Source organism: Streptomyces sp. NPDC059224 (assembly GCF_042754285.1).
GTDB lineage: Bacteria > Actinomycetota > Actinomycetes > Streptomycetales > Streptomycetaceae > Streptomyces.
In genome coordinates, this window is record NZ_JBHZAN010000005.1 from 62,026 (window position 1) to 82,465 (window position 20,440).

The window sequence follows — 20,440 nt, forward strand, 5'->3', positions numbered from 1 at the left end:
GTGTGCGGGGTCCGCCGAGCAGACGAAGACGAGGAGCGAGCCGCCCCTGCCGACCACCACCCGCGTGGGGGTCCTGGCGGCAGCCGAACCCGTCGCGCCGGCAGGAGGTCACGTCGCCGGCCTTCCGGCCGCGCCGGCGCGGTGTCGTACTGTCAGGGGCTGCCCGAGGCGAGATACGCGCGCGTTCCGGCCAGACGAACCGCAGGAGCACGGAATGTGATCCCGGAACCCTCCGTCCCCAGGATCACGTCGAAAACGCCTCCGTGACGGACCGAGATATCCACCTGCCGGGCTTCGGCGGCCCCCCACCCGGTGACTCGAAGACCATCGACCCCGGTGAAGACGAGGGAGAACGCGAAGGCGTTGAAGCCGTTGACTGTCCATTCCTCAGGGGAATTCACGGGGAGGTGTCTCGTATCAAAACCCAGAGTCACCGAGTTTTCTCGCTCGTCGATGTGCACGTAGGTCAGATCGATACGGTCCGGGGTAGGCGGCACATCGCCGTACAGTTCTCCCAGAAGATTCGAGGCCGTGAGCATCCCTGTCCAGTCACCGCTCATAGAACGTCCTCTCATCGGTTGGCGGGAGGGATACGTGACGCCGGGCATCGATCTTGCTCACGAACAGGTGCCGCCCGTCGTCCGAGTCACCGTGCTGGATTTTGAACGCGCTCACATGACCGACCCGTACGGACTCGTTGCAGTCGAATCGAAGGGCGATCCCGGCACCGGTGACGGCCACTCGCATGCGCCTCTCCTCGCCCCACGGCTCGAGTGTGACGGTGCCGACGGCCGGCGGAACCCATTCGGTAAGGGACACGTTCTCCACGGCCAGGAACTGAAACTGGCACTGCACCGTGTCCACCCCCGCATCGATCCAGTCCTGAGGTGCGGATTCGGGGAACGACAGCAGGTCGCCTCGCAAGGTCACCGTAGGCCCGCGCCAGTTCAGATTGACCGAACGAATCCTGACCTCGCTGATGATCGGGGTGCTCCCGTAGAGCGACTGGAAGACTTCCGGATTCACCAGAAATCCTTCAACGGTCATAGTAATAGTGCTCCTCGCAGCCTGGGACCTGACCATTTCGAGTGTCCTCGAACGGTCTCACATGAACGTGCGGCCCCTGGTAGCCGGGTTCTCCCGGCTTCTGGTGTCCGAACCAGTGGTCCTGGAACACGACGAAGTCCTCGCCGTTGGGATGCTCATAGACTTCTTCCGTGTAGTAGATGGGCTGGTAGTCGTCCCCCATCAGTTGTTTCGAGCCCTGCCACTCGGGCGTCGTGGCAGGAACATGGTTGTTGACTTCGATGGGCGCGGCGCCCTCCGGAATCCCTGCGTCCCGCAACGCCTGAGCCTTCGCCTCCGCCAGAGTGCGCCCGACAGGTTCACCACATCCGGGGGCGAGGCCAAGCGGATCGATCCAGGTGTGCGGGTTGTGGACGTAGGCGACCGGGTTGGGAGCGGGCCCCAGACCAAGCGGGTCGAGGGTGAGATAGCGGGCCGTTTCGGGGTCGTACGTGCGGAAGTAGTTGTGGTGAAGGCCTGTTTCGGGGTCGTAGTACTGGCCTGGGAAACGGAGTGGCGTGTACGCGGTCGCATCGCTGTTCCAGGTGGTGGTGCCCCAGAGCGTCGCGCGGGTGCGCCAGGCGATGTCACCCTCTTCGCCGACGAGTTCGGTGGGCGTGCCGACGAGGTCGGTGACGATGGCGAAGAAACGCTGGTCGACGACGCGTTGCGGAGAGTCCATGGTGATGACGCGTTCCGTCTGGACCAGTGGACGTCGGCCTTGGTGGTCCCAGGTGAGGATGACACGGTGGGACTCGTTCACGGCCGCGGTGGACTGTTCGCACAGGACGTGCCCGTCCCAGGTGAACAGGGTCTCCTCGACAACGCTCTCACCGTCGCCGGCGAGGCGCTGTTTGGCGATACGGCGGCCCAGCGGGTCGTACTTGTAGCGCCAGCGGGTGCCGTCAGGGGTGACGACGGAGGTCAGACGGTCCTCGACGTCCCAGGTGTAGTCCCAGGTGTCGGGCTTGCGGGACAGGCGGGGTTTCTGGCGTCGCACGATGCGTCCTGCGTCATCCGACTCATAACGGACGCCTCCGGCACGGGTGATGCGAGTGCCTACGTAGGTGCGTTGCCCCGTGGACTCCTGTCCGGGGTGTCCGGCGGGCCAGCTCGCCGTGGTCATGTTGCCCGCGTCGTCGTAGGCGTAGGACTCGGTCCACTTCTCCGCACGCACCGCGGTCACCCGGCCACCGGTGTCGAGATCGTAACGCCGGGAACCGTTCAGCAAGTCGTCGAGACCGATCAGTGAGCCGTCCGCGCTGTAGGTGAAGGCGCGACGCTGAATCAGATCCGCGTCCGCGAGGACATTCTGGGTGGTGAGACGACCTCGTACGTCGAACGTGTGGGCCAGAGTGACTGTCTCGCCGAAGTGGCAGGCGATTTCCCGGCCGACTTCGTCCCGGTCGAAGCCGATGGAATGTCCTGCGGTGGCGAGTTCGGCCGGCCGGCCCGCGGCGTCGTACCGCCACGCGCTGGTCGCACCTCCCGGAGTGGTACGCCGGATCCTGCGCCCCAAAGCGTCGTACACGTTGTCGAGTGTGCGGCCGTTGACCGTCTCGGACGTGCGCAGACCCCGTTCGTCGAGTTCCAGCGAGAGCACGGCGTCCGGGCCGGCGGCCCCGACAAGGCGACCCGAAGGAGCGAAGTCGAACCTGGTGACGTGTCCCTCGGCGTCCTTGCGGACCATCTGCCCGAGAGCGTTGCGCTCGTACCGCACCGTCTCACCAAGGGCGTTGGTACGACAGCTCACACGGCCTGCGGCATCCAGGGTGTAGGCGCGGACCCTGCCGTCGAAGTCGGTTTCGGAGGCCAGACGACCGGCCGGATCGTATGCGTAGGTCCATCTCCGCCCGGCCGGGCCGAGAACCTGGACGAGGCGGAGCTCGGTGTCGTGGACGAACTCGTGGCGCACCCCGTCCGGACCGGTGCGTGCCGCCACGAGGTCGAAGTGGGTGTACTCGAACGACGTGACGGCCCCGGCCGGATCAATGTGGCTGAGGCAGTTGCCTTCACCGTCGTACGACCATGATTCGGACCCGCCGTCCGCGGTCGTACGGCGGAGCGGTCTGCCTTCGGCCGTCCATTCCAGTCGCGTGGTCGCGCCTGCCGCGTCGGTGACGGAGACCGGGCGCCCGAACAGGTCCCGCCGGTAGCGGGTGACCGCACCCAGAGAGTCCGTGACCTCCACGAGAACCCCGGCGCCGTTGCGGCGCAGCCGCGTGACGTGCCCGAGCGCGTCGGTGACGGAGACCAGATGCCCGGCCCCGTCGTAGGCAAAGCGCGTCACCGCACCTGCGGGATCCGTCACAGCGGTGCGATTGCCTCGCTCGTCGTGCACCTGCCGCCACACGGCACCGCCCGGCAACGTCACTGTGCTCGGCTGACCCGACCGGTCGTACTCGGTCCTGATCTCGTGACCGTCAGGGCGCGTGATCGCGACTGTGCGTCCGTTCTCGTCGAGTCTGTACCGGGTGGTGTGGCCCAACGGGTCGGTGACAGCCCTCAGCCGTTGGTCGTCGCCCCACTCCCGCACAGTGACATTGCCGAGTGGATCTGTCTCCTGGATCAGGCGCAGCGCCTCGTTGTGCTCGTAGACGCGGGTGTGGCCGAGGGAGTCGGTGACCCTGGTGGTGCGGGTGTCCTCGTCGTAGGTGAGAGCGGACGCGAGGGCGCCCCCGGTACCTCCGGTGGCGACGACTCGGCCCCGGTCGTCGTACCGGTACCAGTACGTGGTGTCGTTCCGGTCGGTCCAGGAGGTGATACGACCCTCGGCGTCGTACGTGTACCGCATCGGCAGGCCGGAGGAGTTGGTCTCCTCGGTCAGGTGGCCGTGCTCGTCGTAGCCGAAGGCGAGCAGGGTGGTACCGGGCCGGTCCGGCCGGGCGGGGTCGAGCAGCCGCAGGCCGGTGATCCGGGAGCGGGTCGAGTCGTGGTCGAGGGCGATGCGGTAGCCGCCGGAATGCACGACGGCTCCGGGGATGTCGCCTTCCTTGTACTCGACGGTGATGCGGTTGCCGTTGCGGTCGAGGATGTGCTGGAGGGGCAGGTCGACGGCGGTCTCCCCGGCCGCCGCGACCGGGGAGTGGAAGACGTGGACCAGGCCGGTGTCCGGGTCGGTGACGCGGACCGCGCCGTCGGTCTCCTCGTCCCAGGACAGGGTCAGCCGGGAGCCCGGCGTCAGCGGGTGCACCGGGCCCGGGTTCTCCGAGTCCAGCGGCGGGAAGCACAGGCGGGCGCCGTCCGCCGCCGCGTACACGAAGCCTTCGTCATCGGCCTGGACACGCTGGTCGAGAGTGGACGCCCAGGACGGCCCGAACCAGCCGCCGTGGCGGTACGACGAGAGGTGCGTGCGTTCCAGGACCAGCGGCAGCACACCCGGCAGGGACACGTCGGTGCGGGGCAGCACCATGTCACCGGTGGCCACGTCGATCGGGTCCCGCACGAACGTCTTGACCATGTTGCGGATCGAGGCGGGCAGCTTGTCGAACCCCGGGTTCAGCTTCAACCGCTCGAAGGCCGCGCAGTCCAGCCCCATCGACTTGCTGAGCCCGGCCAGCGCCGCCGGCCCCAGCGCCTTCAGTCCCTTGCCGAGCGCCTTGCCCAGCACCCCGAAGCCGACGCCCAGCACCGCACCCTCGGCGAGGATGCCGGCCAGCTTCTCCGGGTCCTTGAACGCGCCCGGATCCTCCAGCAGCGTGGTGAACGCGGTGAACGTCGCACCCTCCTTGGCCAGTTTGGCCACCGCCGCGACCCCACGGATCTCCTTCAGCGCCTTCAGCGCCCGCTCCACCCCCCGGATGACCTCCATGATCCCGCGCACCGCGGTCCCGAGAGCGGTCCCCTCCTCCTCGATCCGCCCGACCAGCGCCACCACCTTCAGCGCCCGCTCGCCGGCCATCAGCGTCGAGGCGACCTCCGAGGCCCCCGCCGTCAGCACCGACAGCGCCAGACCCGCGATCTCGAACTCGACGATCTCCGCCAGCATCACGCCGATCTCGGACAGCAACTCGTGTGCCTGGTCCGCGAAGTCGTCCAGCGCCTTCGCACCCTCCCGCAGCGCGTGCGCCATCTCGGTCGCCTGCCTACGGGCCGCCTTGGAACGCCTGCCGAACTCCCTGGCGGTCTTCCCCTCCCACTCCACGCCCCGCAACGACCGCTCCGCCGCCGTCGCCGCGTCGTCGAGCCCCGAGGCCAGCCCCCGCCACTTCTTCGCGATCTCCCGCACCCCGTCCGGGTCCACCGCCGGATCCGAGATGCCCAGGAACTCAAGACCACTGGCGACCGAGTCGCCGAACATGTGGTTGAACTTGCTGATGTAGTGCAGAGGATTGAGATCGACCACGCCCGGTTCAGCCCTTCCCGCCCCGAGCCGCCGACGCGATCAGCACGTCCAGCAGATCGAAGGCGTCGGACACCCCACCGATCAGCTTCGCCTCCGCGTCCCACTCCTCACCCAGCTGCCTGGTGAGCTTCGCCAGGGTGGCCATCCCCTGCTCTATCTCACCCTTCGCCCCCAGCAGCGAACCCAACGCCCCCAGCGCGCCCAGGTCATGGGACTGCGCCTCGAACTGCTGCAACGGTTTCGCCGTGTGCTGCCCCACGCCCCGCAGCCCCGAGGCCGCCTTGTGCATGGACGCCGCTTCCTTCTTCAGATCCGACATGCCACCACCCCCGTACTTCACTCTGTGCACATGCCAACCCCAGACCCTAGGGAGAGTGATTATGCGGAAGGTATGGGCAAATTCAAGGGACGGCAAAGACCACGAACGCGCTACCCCCGCGGCCGCATCGACACCAGCCTCCCCCACACCACCATCCGGTACCGCGAGGTGAACTCGGGCGTGCAGGTGGTGAGGGTGATGTAGTGGCCGGGCTCCTCGTATCCGTACGACGGCTTGACGATCGACCGCGGCACGGCCCTGATGACCCCCGAGTCGCGGGACGAGGTCCGCGGCAGGATCTGGTCCACGGCGTAGGTGTAGGTCGCCGCCTCCGTCTCGACCTCGACCGTGTCCTTGACCCGTAGACGCGGCAGGTAGCGGAAGGGTTCGCCGTGCGTGTTCCGGTGCCCGGCCAGCGCGAAGTTCCCGGCCTGCCCCGGCTGTTGGGTGCCGGGGTAGTGGCCGACGTACCCGTGGTTGAGCACGTTCGGCTTGCTCACGCCCTCCGCGACCGGGACCCGCAGCCCGAGCCGGGGGACGACGAGGATCGCGTACGCCTGGGAGGCGACGACCGGGGTGGGGTACGACGTCCGCCGCCGGCCGGAGCCGGAGGACCCGGAGGCCACGCCGGACGAAGAGGGCCCGGCCGTCGCCGCACCACCTGAACTCCCCGCACTCTCGGAGCCCCCGGAGCCGCCCCACTCCCGCTCCAGCGCCGCCACCTTCCGCTCCGCCCCCTGCTTCGCCTCCCGGTTGGTCCACCACAGCTGGTGCACGACGAGCAGCATCAGCACCACGCCCACCGTGACGAGGAGTTCGCCCCCGCTCCACAGCACCCGCCGCCGCCGAGCCCGCCACCGCCGGTCACCGTGCCCCACGACCCGTCGCACCGCACACCTCCCGCCGCCCGCCGCCCGCCGCCCGCCGCCGCCCGGTTGGGCACGCACGATAGGTCGGCCGCCGCCAAGTCACCAGAGCCGTACGGCCCCCCGCCACAGCACCTCCCCGTCCCCACTTCCTCCACGGGTTTTAGAAAGCGCTGTCGCAACCCTCGACAACCTCACGCACCACACCCGATGCTTCCTGTTGGCATGCGGGGGGACGAGTCAACGTCGTTACGGGGAACGGCGTTTGAGCCGCACGGAGAGGTTGAGAGACAGCCATGATCCGACGCAGAACACTCCTGGCCGCCGCGGGAGGCGGCCTCCTGGGCGGCGTCCTGGCCACCGGCACGGCCCGCGCCGACGCCACGATCACCGTCAGCCCGTCCACCTCGTACGGCACCTGGGAGGGCTGGGGCACCTCACTGGCCTGGTGGGCGAACGTCTTCGGCGCCCGTGACGACTTCGCAGACATCTTCTTCACCACCAAGTCCACCACCTACAACGGCACTTCACTCCCCGGCCTCGGCCTGAACATCGCCCGCTACAACCTGGGCGGATGCAGCTGGAACAGCGTGAACGGCGAATCGATGGCCGCCTCCGCGAACATCCCCGCGTTCAAGCAGATCGAGGGCTACTGGCAGGACTGGAACAACGAGGACCCCACGTCCTCGGCCTGGGACTGGACCGCGGACGCGATCCAGCGAGCCATGCTCACCAAAGCCGTCAACCGCGGCGCGACAGCCGAACTCTTCGCCAACTCCCCCATGTGGTGGATGTGTTACAACCACAACCCGTCCGGAGCCGCCGACGGCGGCAACAACCTCCAGTCCTGGAACTACCGCCAGCACGCCTCCCACCTGGCGGCCGTCGCCCTGTACGCCAAGAACCACTGGGGCGTGAACTTCGCGACGGTCGAGGCCTTCAACGAGCCCTCGTCCTCCTGGTGGACGGCGACCGGCACCCAGGAGGGCTGCCACATCGACGCCACGGTCCAGTCGGCCGTACTGCCCTACCTCCGCAGCGAGTTGAACACCCGGGGCCTGACGGGCACGAAGATCTCGGCCGCGGACGAGACCAGCTACGACCTGGCCCGCACCACCTGGAACTCCTACTCGTCCACCACCAAGGGGTACGTGGACCGCGTCAACGTCCACGGCTACCAGGGCTCCGGCGGCCGCCGCGACCTGCTCTACACGGACGTCGTCACCACGGCCGGCAAGGCCCTGTGGAACTCCGAGACCGGCGACAACGACGGCACCGGCTACACCCTCGCCTTCAACCTCCTCTACGACTTCCGCTGGCTGCACCCCACGGCCTGGGTCTACTGGCAGGTCATGGACCCGTCCACGAACTGGGCGATGATCGCGTACGACGCGGACACCCTGGCGGCGGGCGCCGTGACCACCAAGTACTACGTGATGGCCCAGTTCAGCCGGCACATCCGCCCCGGCATGAAGATCCTCGACACGGGCGTGAGCAACGCGGTGGCCGCCTACGACGCGTCGGCCAAGCGCCTGGTGATCGTGGCCTTGAACACCGCCACCTCCGCCCAGACCCTCACCTTCGACCTGTCCGGCTTCACCACGGTGACCGGCGGCACGGGCGGCCTGGTCCCCCGCTGGAACACGGTGACGACGGGCGGGGACGCGTACAGGGCGTACTCGGACACGTACGTCTCGGGAAAGACGGTGGCGGTGCCGGTCCCCGCGAAGGCGGTGCAGACCCTGCAGATAGACGGCGTGACGCTCTAGCCGTACCCGGGCGGCGCCGGGGCCCACCGCACCCCGGCGCCGCCCCTATGACAACCGAACCCGCATCTCCACACGCACCTCGTCCCCCGCCCCCAGCCCCTGCGGCCCGCGCACGGCGTTCTTCAGCGGCAGCAGATACCCGCCGTCCCGGGGAAACAAGGACGTCTCGAAGGCCACCCCACCGACCCTCGCCTCGACGGGAATCACGCCCCACCCGTACGAGGCCATGGCCGCGACGCCCCGGATCTCCTCGGACTCCTCCTCGGGCACCGGCACGAAGTAGTAGGGAGCGGGCCCCCGCCACTCGACGACCTGCCCTCCGAACACGAACTCCACGCAACGACTCCCCTCGCTAAGGACTGTCCTCCATCTCTATCTCTTCTTTGTCACCGACGGGCAGTACGGTGTCGTTCATGCGCCCCGACACGCCTGCCGAGAACGTCGACCACTCCGCCGAAGCGGCACGCCTGGAGCGGACCGCCGGCCTGTACCCGGAGGACGCGGAAGCACTGCTCCTGCAGGCCGCGGCCCACCTGGAACTGTCCGACGACCGCCCCGCCGCGACCGCGCTCTACGACCGCCTGCTCTCCACCCCGGACACCCTGGAGAACGCGCCGCTGGTCCGAGCCCTCAAGGCCTCGAACCTGTGGGAGTACGACCACGAGGCCGAGGCGCGCGCGATCATCGACGGCATCCGCGTCACGGCCCCCCGGGACCCGGCCCCCTGGGTGATCGTCGCCGAGTCCCTGGAGTCCCACGACGAGCTGGAGGCGGCGCACGACACGTTCACGGAGGCGGCCACCCTCCTCCTCGCGAACGTGACCGAACCCCCTCGCGCCACGCACCCGGTGCTGTTCGGCCGCCACCGGGTCCGCCGCATGCTGGGCCTGCCCCACGACGACTGGGACGCCCGCGCCGACACCCTCCACTCGTCCTCGGTCTCCCTGGACGAACTCCACGACCCGAAGCGCGTGTGGTCGCTGGGCTCCGACAACCCGCAGGAACTGGAAGCGGAGATCTCCCGCCTCCGAGCGGAGCTGGGCACCTACCGCGAGGCCCTCTCCCGCCCCTTCCCGGTGGCGGTCCTGCACTGGCCGGCCCAGGAACTGACGGAACTCCTCACCGCCTACCCGGACCTGTCCACGGAGTACCCGTCCCACCCCGAACACCTCGCGACCATAGAGTCGTCACTGCGCGAACTCTCCGCCTCCGGCACGGCGAACCTGGGCATCGTGACGGCCACGGTCCCCTCCTACGAGGCCTTCGCAGCCTCGGAGGGCTCGTCCCCGTCGGACATGACCCTCCTCCCCCAGTACGCGACGACACTGGCGGCCCGTGGACGGGCGGTGGCCTGGCCGCCGCAGCGGACGTCGGACTGCTGGTGCGGGGTGGGGCAGGCATACGCGGAGTGCCACGGAATTCCCACCGCCTGAGGCGACCTCCTCGCCGACGAGGTCAGGGGCGGCCGTCACCGGAGAAACGCAGACTCCGCAGAATGCCGGCGACGACCGGGGCGTAGCACTTCTCCCAGTGGGCGACCTGAGGCGTGGAGAAGGCCACCAGGCACATCTGCAGGCCCTCTCCACCCACCTCGGGCGGCGGAACCGGGATCATGGCGTGGAACTGCGCGGTGGGTACCTCCGCGCGCCCGGTACCGCCGTCCGAAGCGAGCGGAGCGGGGAGGACTTGGGTCCGGCCACCGGTGAAGACGGCGGCCGGACCGCACGGAGCATGGAAGACCCCGCCGCTCCAGCCCTCCCCCCTCGATTCGAGGACGGCCTGCACGGTTCCTCGTGCCGCCGTGGCGGCACTGTGCCCGTACGGATGGTCGACGACTGCGACGGCCAGCGACCCGAGCGAGGGTCGGCCCTCGACGGTGTGCAGGCAGTTGGCTGCGTACACCACGCCGACATCGCTCAGGAAACGCGAGATGCGCCGCAGGATCCGAGCCGTCTCGTTCGTCTGCCCCTCGCCCTCACCGGCCGTGGCGACCGCCTCCAGAGGGATCTCCTGGAACTCGGCGGGCAGCGTGAAGTCGACCCGTATCACCGCTCTATCCCCCCTGGCCGTAGTGGCTGGGAGGGAATCCGGGAGGCGGTGGCGGAGGCCCCACACCGCCGGCTCGCTGCTGGTCGTAGAGATCCACCAGCCGCCGGTTCTTCTCGTACCAACGCCTCGTCAGAGAGGGAACGAACGCCGCCAGGACCGCCAGGGCCACGGCGAACAGCGCCGCCAGCACCACAGCTGCGAAAGGTCCGTGGCGCAGCGCCCACGCGAGGACGAGGCAGCCCACGCTGAGCACGGCGACGAGGACGACCAGCCCGCGGATGCCGTTGCTCTCGTAGGCGGCGAGGCCCCGGCGTTTCGACGCCAGTTCGACGGCGGTGAGGGTGGTCTGCGGCGCCGCTTGCCCCTCGCCGGGCGCCTGAACCGCCCACGCCATGAGAAGCGGTCCTCCGGCACGGAGTCGGTCATGGGTCTGCACTGCCCGTTGACGAGCTGTCGGAGAGTCGTTCCGTACGAAGACCAGGCTCATCGTGCTCCTGCTCCGTACTTCGGTCCCCACGAGGTCGTAGCCGAACTCGAACCCGATCGCGGTGATCGTGTCGGACTGTCCCGCCTCCAGACCGCTCAGGCCGAACTCGACGCGGCCCCGCCCGTCGAAATGGCCCGGAATCTCCGCTTCCTTCATCGCGACGCCTGCTCCTTCTCCCGAGCCGCCCTGTCCTTCTCGCCACCGGCGTGCCAGGCGTTCTCGAAAGCCACCAGCAGCGCGCCACCGGGAACGACCACGTCCTCCGCGACCTGCCGCCCGCTCTCCGGAGCCCAGTATCCGAGTGCGGTCGGATCCCCCATGAATGCCGCAACGGTGTCCACGAGGCCGAAGTTGGCCGCTCCGACAGCCAGACGGCTTTCGGCGGCCACACGCGAGGCGCCTTTGAGAACGCCACCGAAGGGAAGCACACCCAGAGCGTCCTCGGCCAGCGTCCGGTTCGAGACCACGTCACCCCCACCGACGGCACGTGCCGCGCCGTGCACCGCCAGCGCACCGAGGGAGAAGCCGCCCGAGGCGAGCCCGAGCACCTCGGCCCCACCGAGAAGCAAAGGCGCCAGCGGGCCCGTCTCCGGAGCGGCGAAGGCAAAGCCGAGCGAGATCGCGCCGAGGGCCGCACTGACGGTCCCGAGTACGTCGCCGAGCGCGGCGATGGAGTTCGCATGCTCAGTGAGCCATTCGACGGCATCGCCCACGGCCGCGCTCACGGCATCGGCGGCGGCTCGATTCATCGAATCCAGAGCCTTTCCGATCCCGACGACCGCGTCTCCCAGCTTCTCGAACACACCGGGCTCGTCCGGGGCGATGTTCATCGCCTTGTCGAGGCGTCTCGCGACGGCCCGGCCTTCGAGGTCGAAGTCGACCGCGAGATTGCGTGCCTCGGCGAGCACCCGGTCGAAGTCTGCCCGGGCGGTCGCGATCGCGAGCTCCGCCGAGGCCCTGTCCTCCTCGTTCTTCTCCAGCTTGCCGCCCCCGGCGCCGTCCTCGGTCTTCGGCTCGACCAAAAACGAGGGCGGCAACCCTGCCAGCCGCTGCTCGGCCGTGTGCCGGGCATCCAGAGCGTCCTGCGCCCGCCGTTCCAGAACAGCCGCCTTGCGCTGCCACTCGGGCATGGCATTGGCCCAGCCGCTCAGCGCCGTCGCCGCCTTGCCGAACGATCGCCTCGCCCGGTCCACCCGGGGCCGGAAATCGGCGTCGAACCGCTCCCGGAAGGCCTCGGCGTGACGCCCCTTCCAGTCACCCTCCCCGGTGCCGTGCAGCACGTCGGACATCTCGTGCAGGGCGTCGGCCGTACGCCGCACGATGTCCGCCACGTGCAGCGCAGCATGTGGATCACCAGGACAGGGGACGAACCCGAGGGCCAGGAACTCACCCCGCAAGGGCGAGGACTGGGTAGGAGAGGTCCACGAGAAGAGGTCGCTCATACCGAGCCGACCTCCCGTGATCTCCGCAGTTCCTCGGCCACCCGGTCATCGAGGCCCTCGAAGGCCTTCCGTATCCCGTCGAGCGCTTTGACGGCTGCGTCGGAGAACTTCTCGATCTGTTTGATCCCGTACGACCACTCGTCGCCGAAGTCATTCATCCTCGTGGCCAGAACGAACACGCCCATGGCCGCGCCGTCGACCTCATCCATCTCCCGGCCGGGCCGCTGCATGATCTCGCCGATGCGCTGGATGTCGTGCCGAACGCGCTGAAGCACATCGAAGTCGACGAATATGTCACTACCGCCGCCGCTCATCCCCCTCCTCCGCCCCCTGCCGCGCCCCCTGGCCACCAATGAGACGCAGGACGACACGAGTGACTCGACGCCAGCGGCCCGGCAAGGTCCGACTCCAGCCGGATTTCCGTCAAGATCCACTCAACGTTTCGCATTCGCGGGAGTTTGCGCCGGCGTCACCACCAGCTCCGCCTGCGGTACTCGCGGGTGGCAAACACCGACCGTCCTCGCCTCGTAGTGCACTCAATCGCTCGCACCCAGCACTCATCTCGGGGCAGACGGCCGGCACGTCCACCAGTCCGTGGCCGGCCCCAACTGCACGCCACGCCTGTCACGGCCCACCACCACAGGCGCGCCCGGACCGCCGCCCAGCCACCCGGCGTGCCCCAACCCCGGCCGCGAGCCCACCCCAAGCACAATCCGGCAAGCCGCCCACTCTCCCCGGGCCGCCCGCTCGCTTCTACCCCATGCTGGAGCACCCTTGAGGCGGGACGCGGAGGCACGACACCAAGAAAGAAGCGGGCGACCCCTCTGGCAACGTCACCCACCCCAGTGGGGTGAGTTCTTCCCTGGCTACACGCAGGTCCGCCTACGCCGGCAAGATGATCCCGTGCCCAATCTCGCCCCCTCCTCTCTTGCCGTCTCCGCCCGCATGAGCAAGCAGGCGAGCAAAGACACGGAGGCCGAGCTGGCCGTACGACGGCTGTTGCACGCGGCCGGACTGCGTTATCGCGTGGAGTACCCCGTGCCGGGCATGCCCCGGCGACGCATCGACGTGGCCTTCACCCGGGCCAAGGTCGCGGTTCTCATCGACGGCTGCTTCTGGCACGGCTGTCCCCAGCACGCCACTCACCCCAAGGCCAATGCGGACTGGTGGCGCCGAAAGCTGGATCGGAACATGGCCCGCGACCGGGAGACGACCGAGCATCTGATCGCGGAAGGCTGGACGGTGCTGCGATTCTGGGAGCACGAGGCTCCTGGGAAAGTGGCCGTACGCGTGGCGGCGGCTGTGCAGCAGCGTCGGACGGAAGCGACCCGGGGGAGAAGAGTATGAGCGGACTGACCTTCGTCGATGTGTGCTCGGGGGCGGGAGGGCTCGCCCTCGGACTGGAGCGGGCGGGTTACGAGCCACGTCTGTTGCTGGACGAGGACATCCTCGCTGTCGACACCCTGCGGGCCAACCGACCGCACTGGAATGTGCTTCACGCCGACCTGATGGACTTCGACCCGGCGGAGCATCCCGAGAGCCTCGACGTGGACCTCCTCTCGGCCGGATTACCGCGGGTGAAGTCGAGTGCAACCGTCGGGCGCGCGGATTCGGGAGCCGAGGAGCACCTGCTGACGGCCACGGTCTACCTCGTTCATGCGATCAGGCCTCGCGCGGTGCTCATCGAGAACGTGCCCGGGCTCGCGCACTCGGACGCCTACCAGCAGTTTCGTGATTTCGCGCGAGCCGAACTGGCCCACCTGGGATACGAGTTCAGCTGGTTCGTCGTGAACGCGGTCGACTTCGGCGTGCCGCAGAACCGTAAGCAGGGCGTCCTCGTCGCCATCGAGCGGCAGTGGGCCGCGGCATTCCGGCCACCGGCACCGACCGTGCAGCAGCCCACGACGGTCGGTGCCGTTCTGGGACCGACCATGGCGTCACGAGGTTGGCCGGACGCCGCCCGCTGGGTCGCTCAGGCCGATCGACCGGCCCCCACTCTGGTCGGCGGCTCGAAGAACCGGGGCGGCGCGGATCTGGGACCTACGGGAGCCAAGCGGACCTGGGCGACCATGGGTGTCAACGGTCACACTGTGGGCGACGTTGTGCCCGACGCCGATTTCGTCTGGAACCCCGAGCTCGGCAAGGACAACATGGTGAAGATCACGGTTGAGCAGGCCGCGCTGCTACAGGGCTTTCCCGAGACGTGGGAGATCACAGGGCGCAAGACCGCCCGCTACCGCCAGGTCGGACACGCGACACCACCGCCGGTGGGAGAGGCACTGGGGAGGGCTGTCGCCGCAGCCCTGATTCGGGATCCAGCAGTCCCCGCTGCCGGCTAGACTTCGGCCACATGACCAGCACGGCGTCCCACAAGCCCATCCTCGACCAGCCTTTCGTCCTTGACCTCTTCGCAGGTCCCGGAGGGCTGGACGTCGCCGGTCACTCGCTCGACATCCCGAGTCTCGGTGTCGAGTGGGACAGAAACGCCTGCCTGACCCGGTACGCCGCCGGGCTGGACACCCTTCACGCCGACGTGAGCGCGGTACGCAGGGATGCCTTCGAGTCGTTGCCGCCGGAGATCAACGTGCTCGCCGGTGGCCCTCCGTGCCAGACGTACTCGGTGGCCGGGCACGGCGCCGGGCGCCAGGCCCTGGACAGGGTCAAGAAGTACATCGATCGTCTGATGCCAGGTGACTCCGACAACCAGATCGACGAAGAACTCAAGGATCTCCCCGATCCACGCACCGCCCTGGTCCTCGAACCTCTCCGATACGCGATTCAGGCAACGCGGAGTCCCAATCGTGAGAACCGCCCGTACGACGTGATCGTCCTGGAACAGGTCCCCGCAGTAGCTCCGCTCTGGGAGCACTACGCCAAGGTACTGGCCGAGACAGGACTCCCCGATGGGACCAGATACGAGGTTGTCGTCGGCGTTCTGGACACAGAGACCTACGGGGTACCGCAGACGCGCTCTCGCGCGGTGTTGATCGCTCGGCGCGAAGGGCTCGGCAAACCCTCACTCCCCTCTCCTACACACCGTTCCTATGATGCGAAGGAATGGAACCGGACCAACGGGACGAGCGCACCCGACCAGGACCTTCAGCCGACCCTTGATAAGGGCAGCGCGTCGAGCAGCAACAACAACGACGACAAGCTCCCCTGGCGGTCCATGCGTGATGCCCTCTCGGACCCGGTGGGCTCACATCCCGGACGTGTCATTCCCTTCTTGGTCCGCTCGAACTACGGCAGTTCGGGTCATCCGGGAAGGCGTGGGGTACGGACCGACCAGCAGCCCGCCACCACCGTCACCGGCCGCATCTCCCGCTTCGTGGTTTTCGAGCACCTGGACGAGAAGATCGTCTACGAAGGACCGCGGTTCAGTATGAACGAAGCGGGCATGCTTCAAAGCTTCCCGCCGGACTATCCGTGGTCCGGTACGGCGCAGGCTCAGCAGGTGGGCAACGCTGTACCGCCCCTGTTCGGTGCGCACCTGCTGAGTTCCGCTCTCGGTCTACCCAAGCCGGACCCGGAGGCGCTGAGGAAGCCGTGGCAGCCGGCCACCGAGGAACAGCGGGCCAAGCTTCGAAGCGATGGCTGCGGCGCGGCCGACCACTGCACCGGCAGGTGCCCGCAGGCCAAGGACCAGGTGCCGCCGCCTTCTTCCATGCGCCCACGCAAGAGCAAGAAGGCGGCGACGAAGTAGCCCGGCCGCCGCGCCAGGTCAATCCGCGGTCTTCCGGCCCCTGACCGGGGCGGTCTCAAACAGCTCTGCGAAGTAGCTGGTGAGCGCGTCCACAGACTCCTCCGGGACTGGGTCCTCGTCAGGACCCTTCGGGAGTTCGTACCGCTCGACCGGTGGTGCTGATTCCGCTTCTGCGATCCAGTCCCGCAGATGGACGGGGTTGCGGGAGTGATCCGGCGCGAGGATGTCATAGATCAGGGTTGCACCGGCCGCGTTGATCGCGACACTGAGGCCGTCGACCTCTCGCCCAGTGGTGACCAGTCCGCTCTTCAACAGGCGGATCATGGCCTGCGCAGTTGGACGGTGGTCAATCATCTCCTTCTTCAGAACGCTGTGGATGAGGTCCTGGTTTCCGCAGGCTGCCTCGACCGGCTCGTAGTCCGCCCCGTTCCTGAACAGCTCCGCCGCCCACCACAGACGTGAAAAGCACTGCCGATCGGCAGGCCCTCGGAAGCGCTCCGCGGCGACACGCCTTTCCGGCTTCTTCGCCGTCGGTTCCGAAAGGTGACGCCAGACCACATAGTCGGGGGCCACCGCCAACGCCAGGTGATTCCACAGGCGCTTGTCCGCCGCCTCTCGCCGTGTCAGGCGCAACGTGGCATGGAGCCGTGGCGCGAGCCATGCGTCGGCTCGGGTGCGGTCCTCCCGGAACTCGAACATGGCGTCTTCCACCAGGCTTCGGATCGGCTCGACCCACCATCTGGCGTCATCCTCGGGAAGCGGCTCGACGACCTTGGCGAGGTCGATGCCGCCGTGAATCTGCTCGCCTCTGAGCAGCTCTTCGGTGAGGAACGGATCGACCGCCGAGGTGGCGAGCAGCGCCAGGCGCTCCGGTACGTGGTTCGGTTGGGTGATCACGTCTCGCTCTCCCGGTTCATCTGTTCCAGACTGCGGATCACATAGGCAAGCGCCTTGGTGGCATCGGCACGGCGGACCGCCGCGTAATGGATACGAGTCTGCAGTTCGACCCAGCCCGATTCACCGGTACGCCGACGGTGCACCTGCCGTAGGGCCTCCTCGACGTGTACGCCGGGAACGACGTCCGGGAGCATCTCCCGGAGCACTTCACCCTGCCAGTCGGTGGGGAAGACGGGGCTCCCACCGGGTTCCACCTCCAGATCGCCGATGGCACCGTGGAACACCGCGGTCCAGACGTCGGTGGCCATCTGGGCGACCAAGAGGTCACGTACCTTGCTGTCCACTCCCGAGCCGTTGCTGTCCAGCAGCCCGATGACACCCTCGACGTCGGTGTTCACGAACACCGTGGGAACTCGGGCCGAGACGTCCACGATCCAGGGCGCGTCCGCGTAGGTCTGAAGCCACTCCCGGGAACTTCTCTTGAAGGATGCCGTCTGGACCTCCAGTTGGAGTCCACGGACCGGCTCGTCGGAGACCGTGTCGACGATCCAGCTCCGGTCGGTCTCGGCGATCGACCGTCCGCGCACTCCGTCCACCGTTCCGACGGCGTAGACGGCGAGGGAGGCCCGCCCCAAGTGGTCGTCGCGGAGCACCTCCAGTGATCCCGACCAGTCCCGTCCGCCCTCCGCGTCGAGCGTGAGATCCGCAGAGGTGCGGACGTTGGTCTCGCCGTCGGTCAGCACGGCGAGGACACGCAGATCGGACCAGGCCGCGTCCGGCGCGTTCGCCCCGGGTGGAAGCGTCGCCGAGAGGCCGATCGTGGCGCTCACCCAGTCGGTATGGCCCGCGATGCCGAGCGCGACGGACTGCTGCTGGGCCGAGTAAGCGGTGGTCTCCAGTTGGTCGCGGGTGCCGTCCGAAAGCTTGAGGGAGACCGAGGTCACTCTCAGAGTGACCGGCCGGTTGAGCCGCTTGTACGGGTAGATCTTCACGCGTCACTCCCCCTTTCCAGCACGGAGTTCGACGACGAGGCGGGTGAGCGTGGTCCTGACCGGGTGACTGTTCACATCGGTAAATCCTTGGAACTTCGCGCGACGCGCGCCGGGAGAGAAGCGCAGGGTCCCGCCCTCCACCTCGCAACCCTCGACAGCCACGAGTTCCGCCCACTCCAGCTTCGGACGGCCTCCGGACCGCACATCCAGTTGCGCGACCGGCACCATCGGGACGATCTCGTCGCCACGCGGGATGCTCACTTCCGCGGTGATCCGCCACTCTCCGTCGTCGCCGACTGTCGCCTCGAGCGTGTCCAGCACCGGAACCACCGGCCCGGCGGGTGCCTTGGCCTTGGGCCTCGATTTCACGGTCAACGCCTTGCGCACGGCCTCACCGCCCTCGCGGCTGCTGCTGCGCTTCGGACGCGCCACAAGTTCCCTGACGGCATTGTTCACCTCAGCCGTCAGCGCGCTGATCCGTCGATACGCGGACGGGGACCAGCGCAGAGTCAGTTCCTCCGTCTGTCCCCAGCGGTCATGCTCAGGCGGTTCCGCCGCGCGCAGGAATTCCTCGGCCTCCTTCGCGAAGGGAGCGGTTTCTCCGGCCGCCTCACCCACCAGTAGAACGGCCTGGAAGGGGTTGGTCCCGAGCGGCAGTCTCGGAACGCCGGCCCTCTTGACGGTCATGCGGTTGCCGCGCAGCGAGTGCACCTGGTTCTTTCCCCCGTCCCCGTCCCTGTCCCCGTCGGCCTCGGTGACGAGCAGGACCGCCTGGTGCGTGCCGAGCGTCCCATGGGAACCACCGGAGAGCGGCAGCTTCAGCGGGACGTTCCGCGCCGCGACCTGCCCGGCCTCGGTGAGGCGGTCCACTGTGGTGCCCTCGTAGTGCGCCCTGAGGGCACGAGTCCGGGTGGCCTGCTCGACAGACGGGTCGACCTGCTTCTCCGGCACGACCTCCTTGCCGTTCTGGAAGGCACGGACAGAGACTTCCAGGAGGGGAAGCCTGCTGCCGCCGCCGGTCATCGCGGCCCAGAAGTCACGTCCCAGCGCCTCCACCAGGCGGCCGTGCATCTTGCGGATGTCCCGCGTGTCCTCGTCGCCGTCCTCGACACTTCCGGCCTCCTCGTCGGCGTCGGACCTGCTCTCAAGGCTGGCGACGTCGTGCGCGCCGACGATGAGGAAGGAGGTACCGGGTTCGTCGCTCTCCCTGGTCAGATGCAGGCGTGCGACGGTCTCCTCGTCCGCCCACCAGGAACGGGCGACCAGCGCACCGGGCGAATCGGGATCGGGGCGCCCGAACCAGGCCGGGCCCGCGTACGGCTCGCCGTCCACTTCCCGCCACGGCAGTTCGAGACGGCCGATGACCCTTCGCTCGGTTCGTCCCTCGTGAGGCACGGACAGAGTGGAATTGATGAGTACGAGTCCGAGGGCGCTGGTGGCCCACAGCGTCGCCTTGCCCAGACCGTACGAACCACCCGCGCCGGGACCGGACTTGAGACTCTCCAGCTGGCGCCGGACAACGGCGGCGAACTTGCCGTCCGCGTAATCGTCGCCGATGAGCCCGGAAGCGTTGTAGTCGTCCACGCGCAGCAGGACCAAGCGGCCCTTCTCGTACATGTCGCGCACACCGGCGTCCACGACCCGGCCGACCTTCTGATTGGCGGCGGCCTCCGAGACGGCGGAGTAGTGCGGGAAGAGATCGTTCCAGAGAATCGCCTCGCGGAAGGAGTCCAGGGCTTCACCGGTGAGCTCATGCAGGGTGTAACGGACGCGGACCGGGCGACCGTTCTCCGTAAGACGCTCGTCCAGGCTGTTCTGACAAGTCTCGCGGGCGAGGACCTGCACGTCGGCGTCGAAGGCGAAGGCCGCGGCATTGCCCATGTCGCGGCCACCGTCGTGGTAGCCGGGGCGGTGGTACCAGGTGACCGGGAGGCCGGCCTGGGTGTCAGTGGTGCGGGTGTGAACCGTCCCCACGTCCGTGCCGAGCGCCTTGGCGATGTCCGTCATAACAGTGGGGCGAGGCGTCGATCGGCCCGTGATCCACGCGGACACGGCGGCCCGAGTCAGCTGGAGCTCGTCGGCCAGTTCGGCCTGCGTCTTCCCCGCGAGCTTGAGCTGTCGGGCCAACCAGGGCCCGAACTCCTCGCCTGTATCCACGTGCCACCTGCTCTTTCCCTGGAGCCGCGTACAGCTCGCATGCCGTAGACCAGGAGGCTAATTTGACGCATTGAACACTGTCAACCAGCAGTTGATCGAGCACTGACCTTCGCCAGCCCATACACATCGACAAACTTGTTCAAGGCAGTTCGGCTTCCATCAGCGCCTGAGCGAGCGTCTCCAGCAGTTACGGACACTCCAACTTCTCCGTCAGCATGCCCCGCGTCATTGCCTCGTGCCCAGCATCCGCGAGTATCAGCGCCGGGCAGCCGCCACCCGCAGGCCCGCTCGGCACGAACGTTCGTGATCACGGTGCCCGTTCCCGCGCCCACACCCCGCCGCCTGACCT

Annotated in this window: 18 protein-coding genes; 5 read left to right on the forward strand and 13 right to left on the reverse strand. The window is 68.2% G+C overall.

Annotation, left to right across the window (positions count from 1 at the left end):
* Positions 1–152 precede the first annotated feature (152 nt).
* From ACFXI4_RS06795 to ACFXI4_RS06815, 5 genes are all read right to left on the reverse strand, one after another.
* Positions 153–560, reverse strand: coding sequence for an Imm50 family immunity protein (locus ACFXI4_RS06795; RefSeq protein ID WP_384988693.1), 408 nt, complete (start codon positions 558–560; stop codon positions 153–155).
* Entirely contained in the window at positions 550–1,047 is a 498-nt protein-coding gene (locus tag ACFXI4_RS06800; RefSeq protein WP_384988694.1) for an Imm50 family immunity protein, read from the reverse strand. The genes ACFXI4_RS06795 and ACFXI4_RS06800 overlap by 11 nt, the downstream gene beginning before the upstream one ends.
* On the reverse strand, positions 1,037–5,410 hold the full coding sequence (locus tag ACFXI4_RS06805; RefSeq protein WP_384988695.1) for a DUF6531 domain-containing protein: 4,374 nt from the start codon (positions 5,408–5,410) through the stop codon (positions 1,037–1,039). Before ACFXI4_RS06805 ends, ACFXI4_RS06800 begins: the two co-directional genes overlap by 11 nt.
* Before the next feature lie 7 nt (positions 5,411–5,417).
* On the reverse strand, positions 5,418–5,729 hold the full coding sequence (locus tag ACFXI4_RS06810; protein ID WP_384988696.1) for a hypothetical protein: 312 nt from the start codon (positions 5,727–5,729) through the stop codon (positions 5,418–5,420).
* A 110-nt stretch (positions 5,730–5,839) separates the two neighbouring features.
* The gene (locus ACFXI4_RS06815; protein ID WP_384988697.1) at positions 5,840–6,619 is read right to left on the reverse strand and encodes a class E sortase; all 780 of its coding nucleotides are present in this window, start codon (positions 6,617–6,619) and stop codon (positions 5,840–5,842) included.
* A gap of 272 nt (positions 6,620–6,891) precedes the next feature.
* On the opposite strand from ACFXI4_RS06815, the gene ACFXI4_RS06820 reads away from it, so the two are divergent.
* Positions 6,892–8,364 carry a beta-1,6-galactanase gene (locus tag ACFXI4_RS06820; protein ID WP_384988698.1) on the forward strand — a complete coding sequence of 491 codons (1,473 nt, stop codon included), beginning with the start codon at positions 6,892–6,894 and terminating at the stop codon, positions 8,362–8,364.
* Between the two features lie 45 nt (positions 8,365–8,409).
* On the opposite strand, the gene ACFXI4_RS06825 is transcribed toward ACFXI4_RS06820, so the two are convergent.
* Complete coding sequence (locus ACFXI4_RS06825) at positions 8,410–8,700, reverse strand: DUF1905 domain-containing protein (RefSeq protein WP_384988699.1); 291 nt, start codon at positions 8,698–8,700, stop codon at positions 8,410–8,412.
* Between the two features lie 77 nt (positions 8,701–8,777).
* Here ACFXI4_RS06825 and ACFXI4_RS06830 point away from each other — a divergent pair, with 77 nt between their 5' ends.
* A complete protein-coding gene (locus tag ACFXI4_RS06830; protein ID WP_384988700.1) occupies positions 8,778–9,797 on the forward strand; it encodes an SEC-C domain-containing protein in 1,020 nt (339 codons plus the stop codon).
* Between the two features lie 22 nt (positions 9,798–9,819).
* Here ACFXI4_RS06830 and ACFXI4_RS06835 read toward each other — a convergent pair whose 3' ends face one another.
* The 4 genes from ACFXI4_RS06835 to ACFXI4_RS06850 all read right to left on the reverse strand — a co-directional run bounded on the left by ACFXI4_RS06835 (position 9,820) and on the right by ACFXI4_RS06850 (position 12,656).
* Positions 9,820–10,413 carry a hypothetical protein gene (locus ACFXI4_RS06835; RefSeq protein WP_384988701.1) on the reverse strand — a complete coding sequence of 198 codons (594 nt, stop codon included), beginning with the start codon at positions 10,411–10,413 and terminating at the stop codon, positions 9,820–9,822.
* A 4-nt stretch (positions 10,414–10,417) separates the two neighbouring features.
* A complete protein-coding gene (locus ACFXI4_RS06840; RefSeq protein ID WP_384988702.1) occupies positions 10,418–11,056 on the reverse strand; it encodes a hypothetical protein in 639 nt (212 codons plus the stop codon).
* Complete coding sequence (locus ACFXI4_RS06845) at positions 11,053–12,231, reverse strand: hypothetical protein (protein ID WP_384988703.1); 1,179 nt, start codon at positions 12,229–12,231, stop codon at positions 11,053–11,055. The genes ACFXI4_RS06840 and ACFXI4_RS06845 overlap by 4 nt, the downstream gene beginning before the upstream one ends.
* A 107-nt stretch (positions 12,232–12,338) precedes the next feature.
* Positions 12,339–12,656 (reverse strand): hypothetical protein, encoded by a 318-nt coding sequence (locus ACFXI4_RS06850; protein ID WP_384988704.1) that lies wholly within the window; start codon positions 12,654–12,656, stop codon positions 12,339–12,341.
* A gap of 631 nt (positions 12,657–13,287) precedes the next feature.
* Here ACFXI4_RS06850 and ACFXI4_RS06855 point away from each other — a divergent pair.
* Genes ACFXI4_RS06855 through ACFXI4_RS06865 form a run of 3 tightly spaced genes read left to right on the forward strand, consistent with a single transcriptional unit; the run spans position 13,288 to position 16,045 of the window.
* The gene (locus ACFXI4_RS06855; protein ID WP_384988824.1) at positions 13,288–13,689 is read left to right on the forward strand and encodes a very short patch repair endonuclease; all 402 of its coding nucleotides are present in this window, start codon (positions 13,288–13,290) and stop codon (positions 13,687–13,689) included.
* Complete coding sequence (locus ACFXI4_RS06860; protein WP_384988705.1) at positions 13,686–14,681, forward strand: DNA cytosine methyltransferase; 996 nt, start codon at positions 13,686–13,688, stop codon at positions 14,679–14,681. Before ACFXI4_RS06855 ends, ACFXI4_RS06860 begins: the two co-directional genes overlap by 4 nt.
* An 11-nt stretch (positions 14,682–14,692) precedes the next feature.
* Entirely contained in the window at positions 14,693–16,045 is a 1,353-nt protein-coding gene (locus ACFXI4_RS06865) for a DNA cytosine methyltransferase (RefSeq protein WP_384988706.1), read from the forward strand.
* An 18-nt stretch (positions 16,046–16,063) separates the two neighbouring features.
* Here the strand turns inward: ACFXI4_RS06865 and ACFXI4_RS06870 are convergent, their stop codons facing one another.
* The 3 genes from ACFXI4_RS06870 to ACFXI4_RS06880 are packed head-to-tail and all read right to left on the reverse strand — an operon-like array spanning position 16,064 to position 20,091.
* Positions 16,064–16,942, reverse strand: a complete 879-nt coding sequence (locus ACFXI4_RS06870) for a DUF6339 family protein (protein ID WP_384988707.1) — start codon at positions 16,940–16,942, stop codon at positions 16,064–16,066.
* Complete coding sequence (locus tag ACFXI4_RS06875; RefSeq protein ID WP_384988708.1) at positions 16,939–17,934, reverse strand: hypothetical protein; 996 nt, start codon at positions 17,932–17,934, stop codon at positions 16,939–16,941. The genes ACFXI4_RS06870 and ACFXI4_RS06875 overlap by 4 nt, the downstream gene beginning before the upstream one ends.
* 3 nt (positions 17,935–17,937) lie before the next feature.
* A complete protein-coding gene (locus ACFXI4_RS06880; protein WP_384988709.1) occupies positions 17,938–20,091 on the reverse strand; it encodes a helix-turn-helix transcriptional regulator in 2,154 nt (717 codons plus the stop codon).
* Positions 20,092–20,440: the final 349 nt, after the last annotated feature.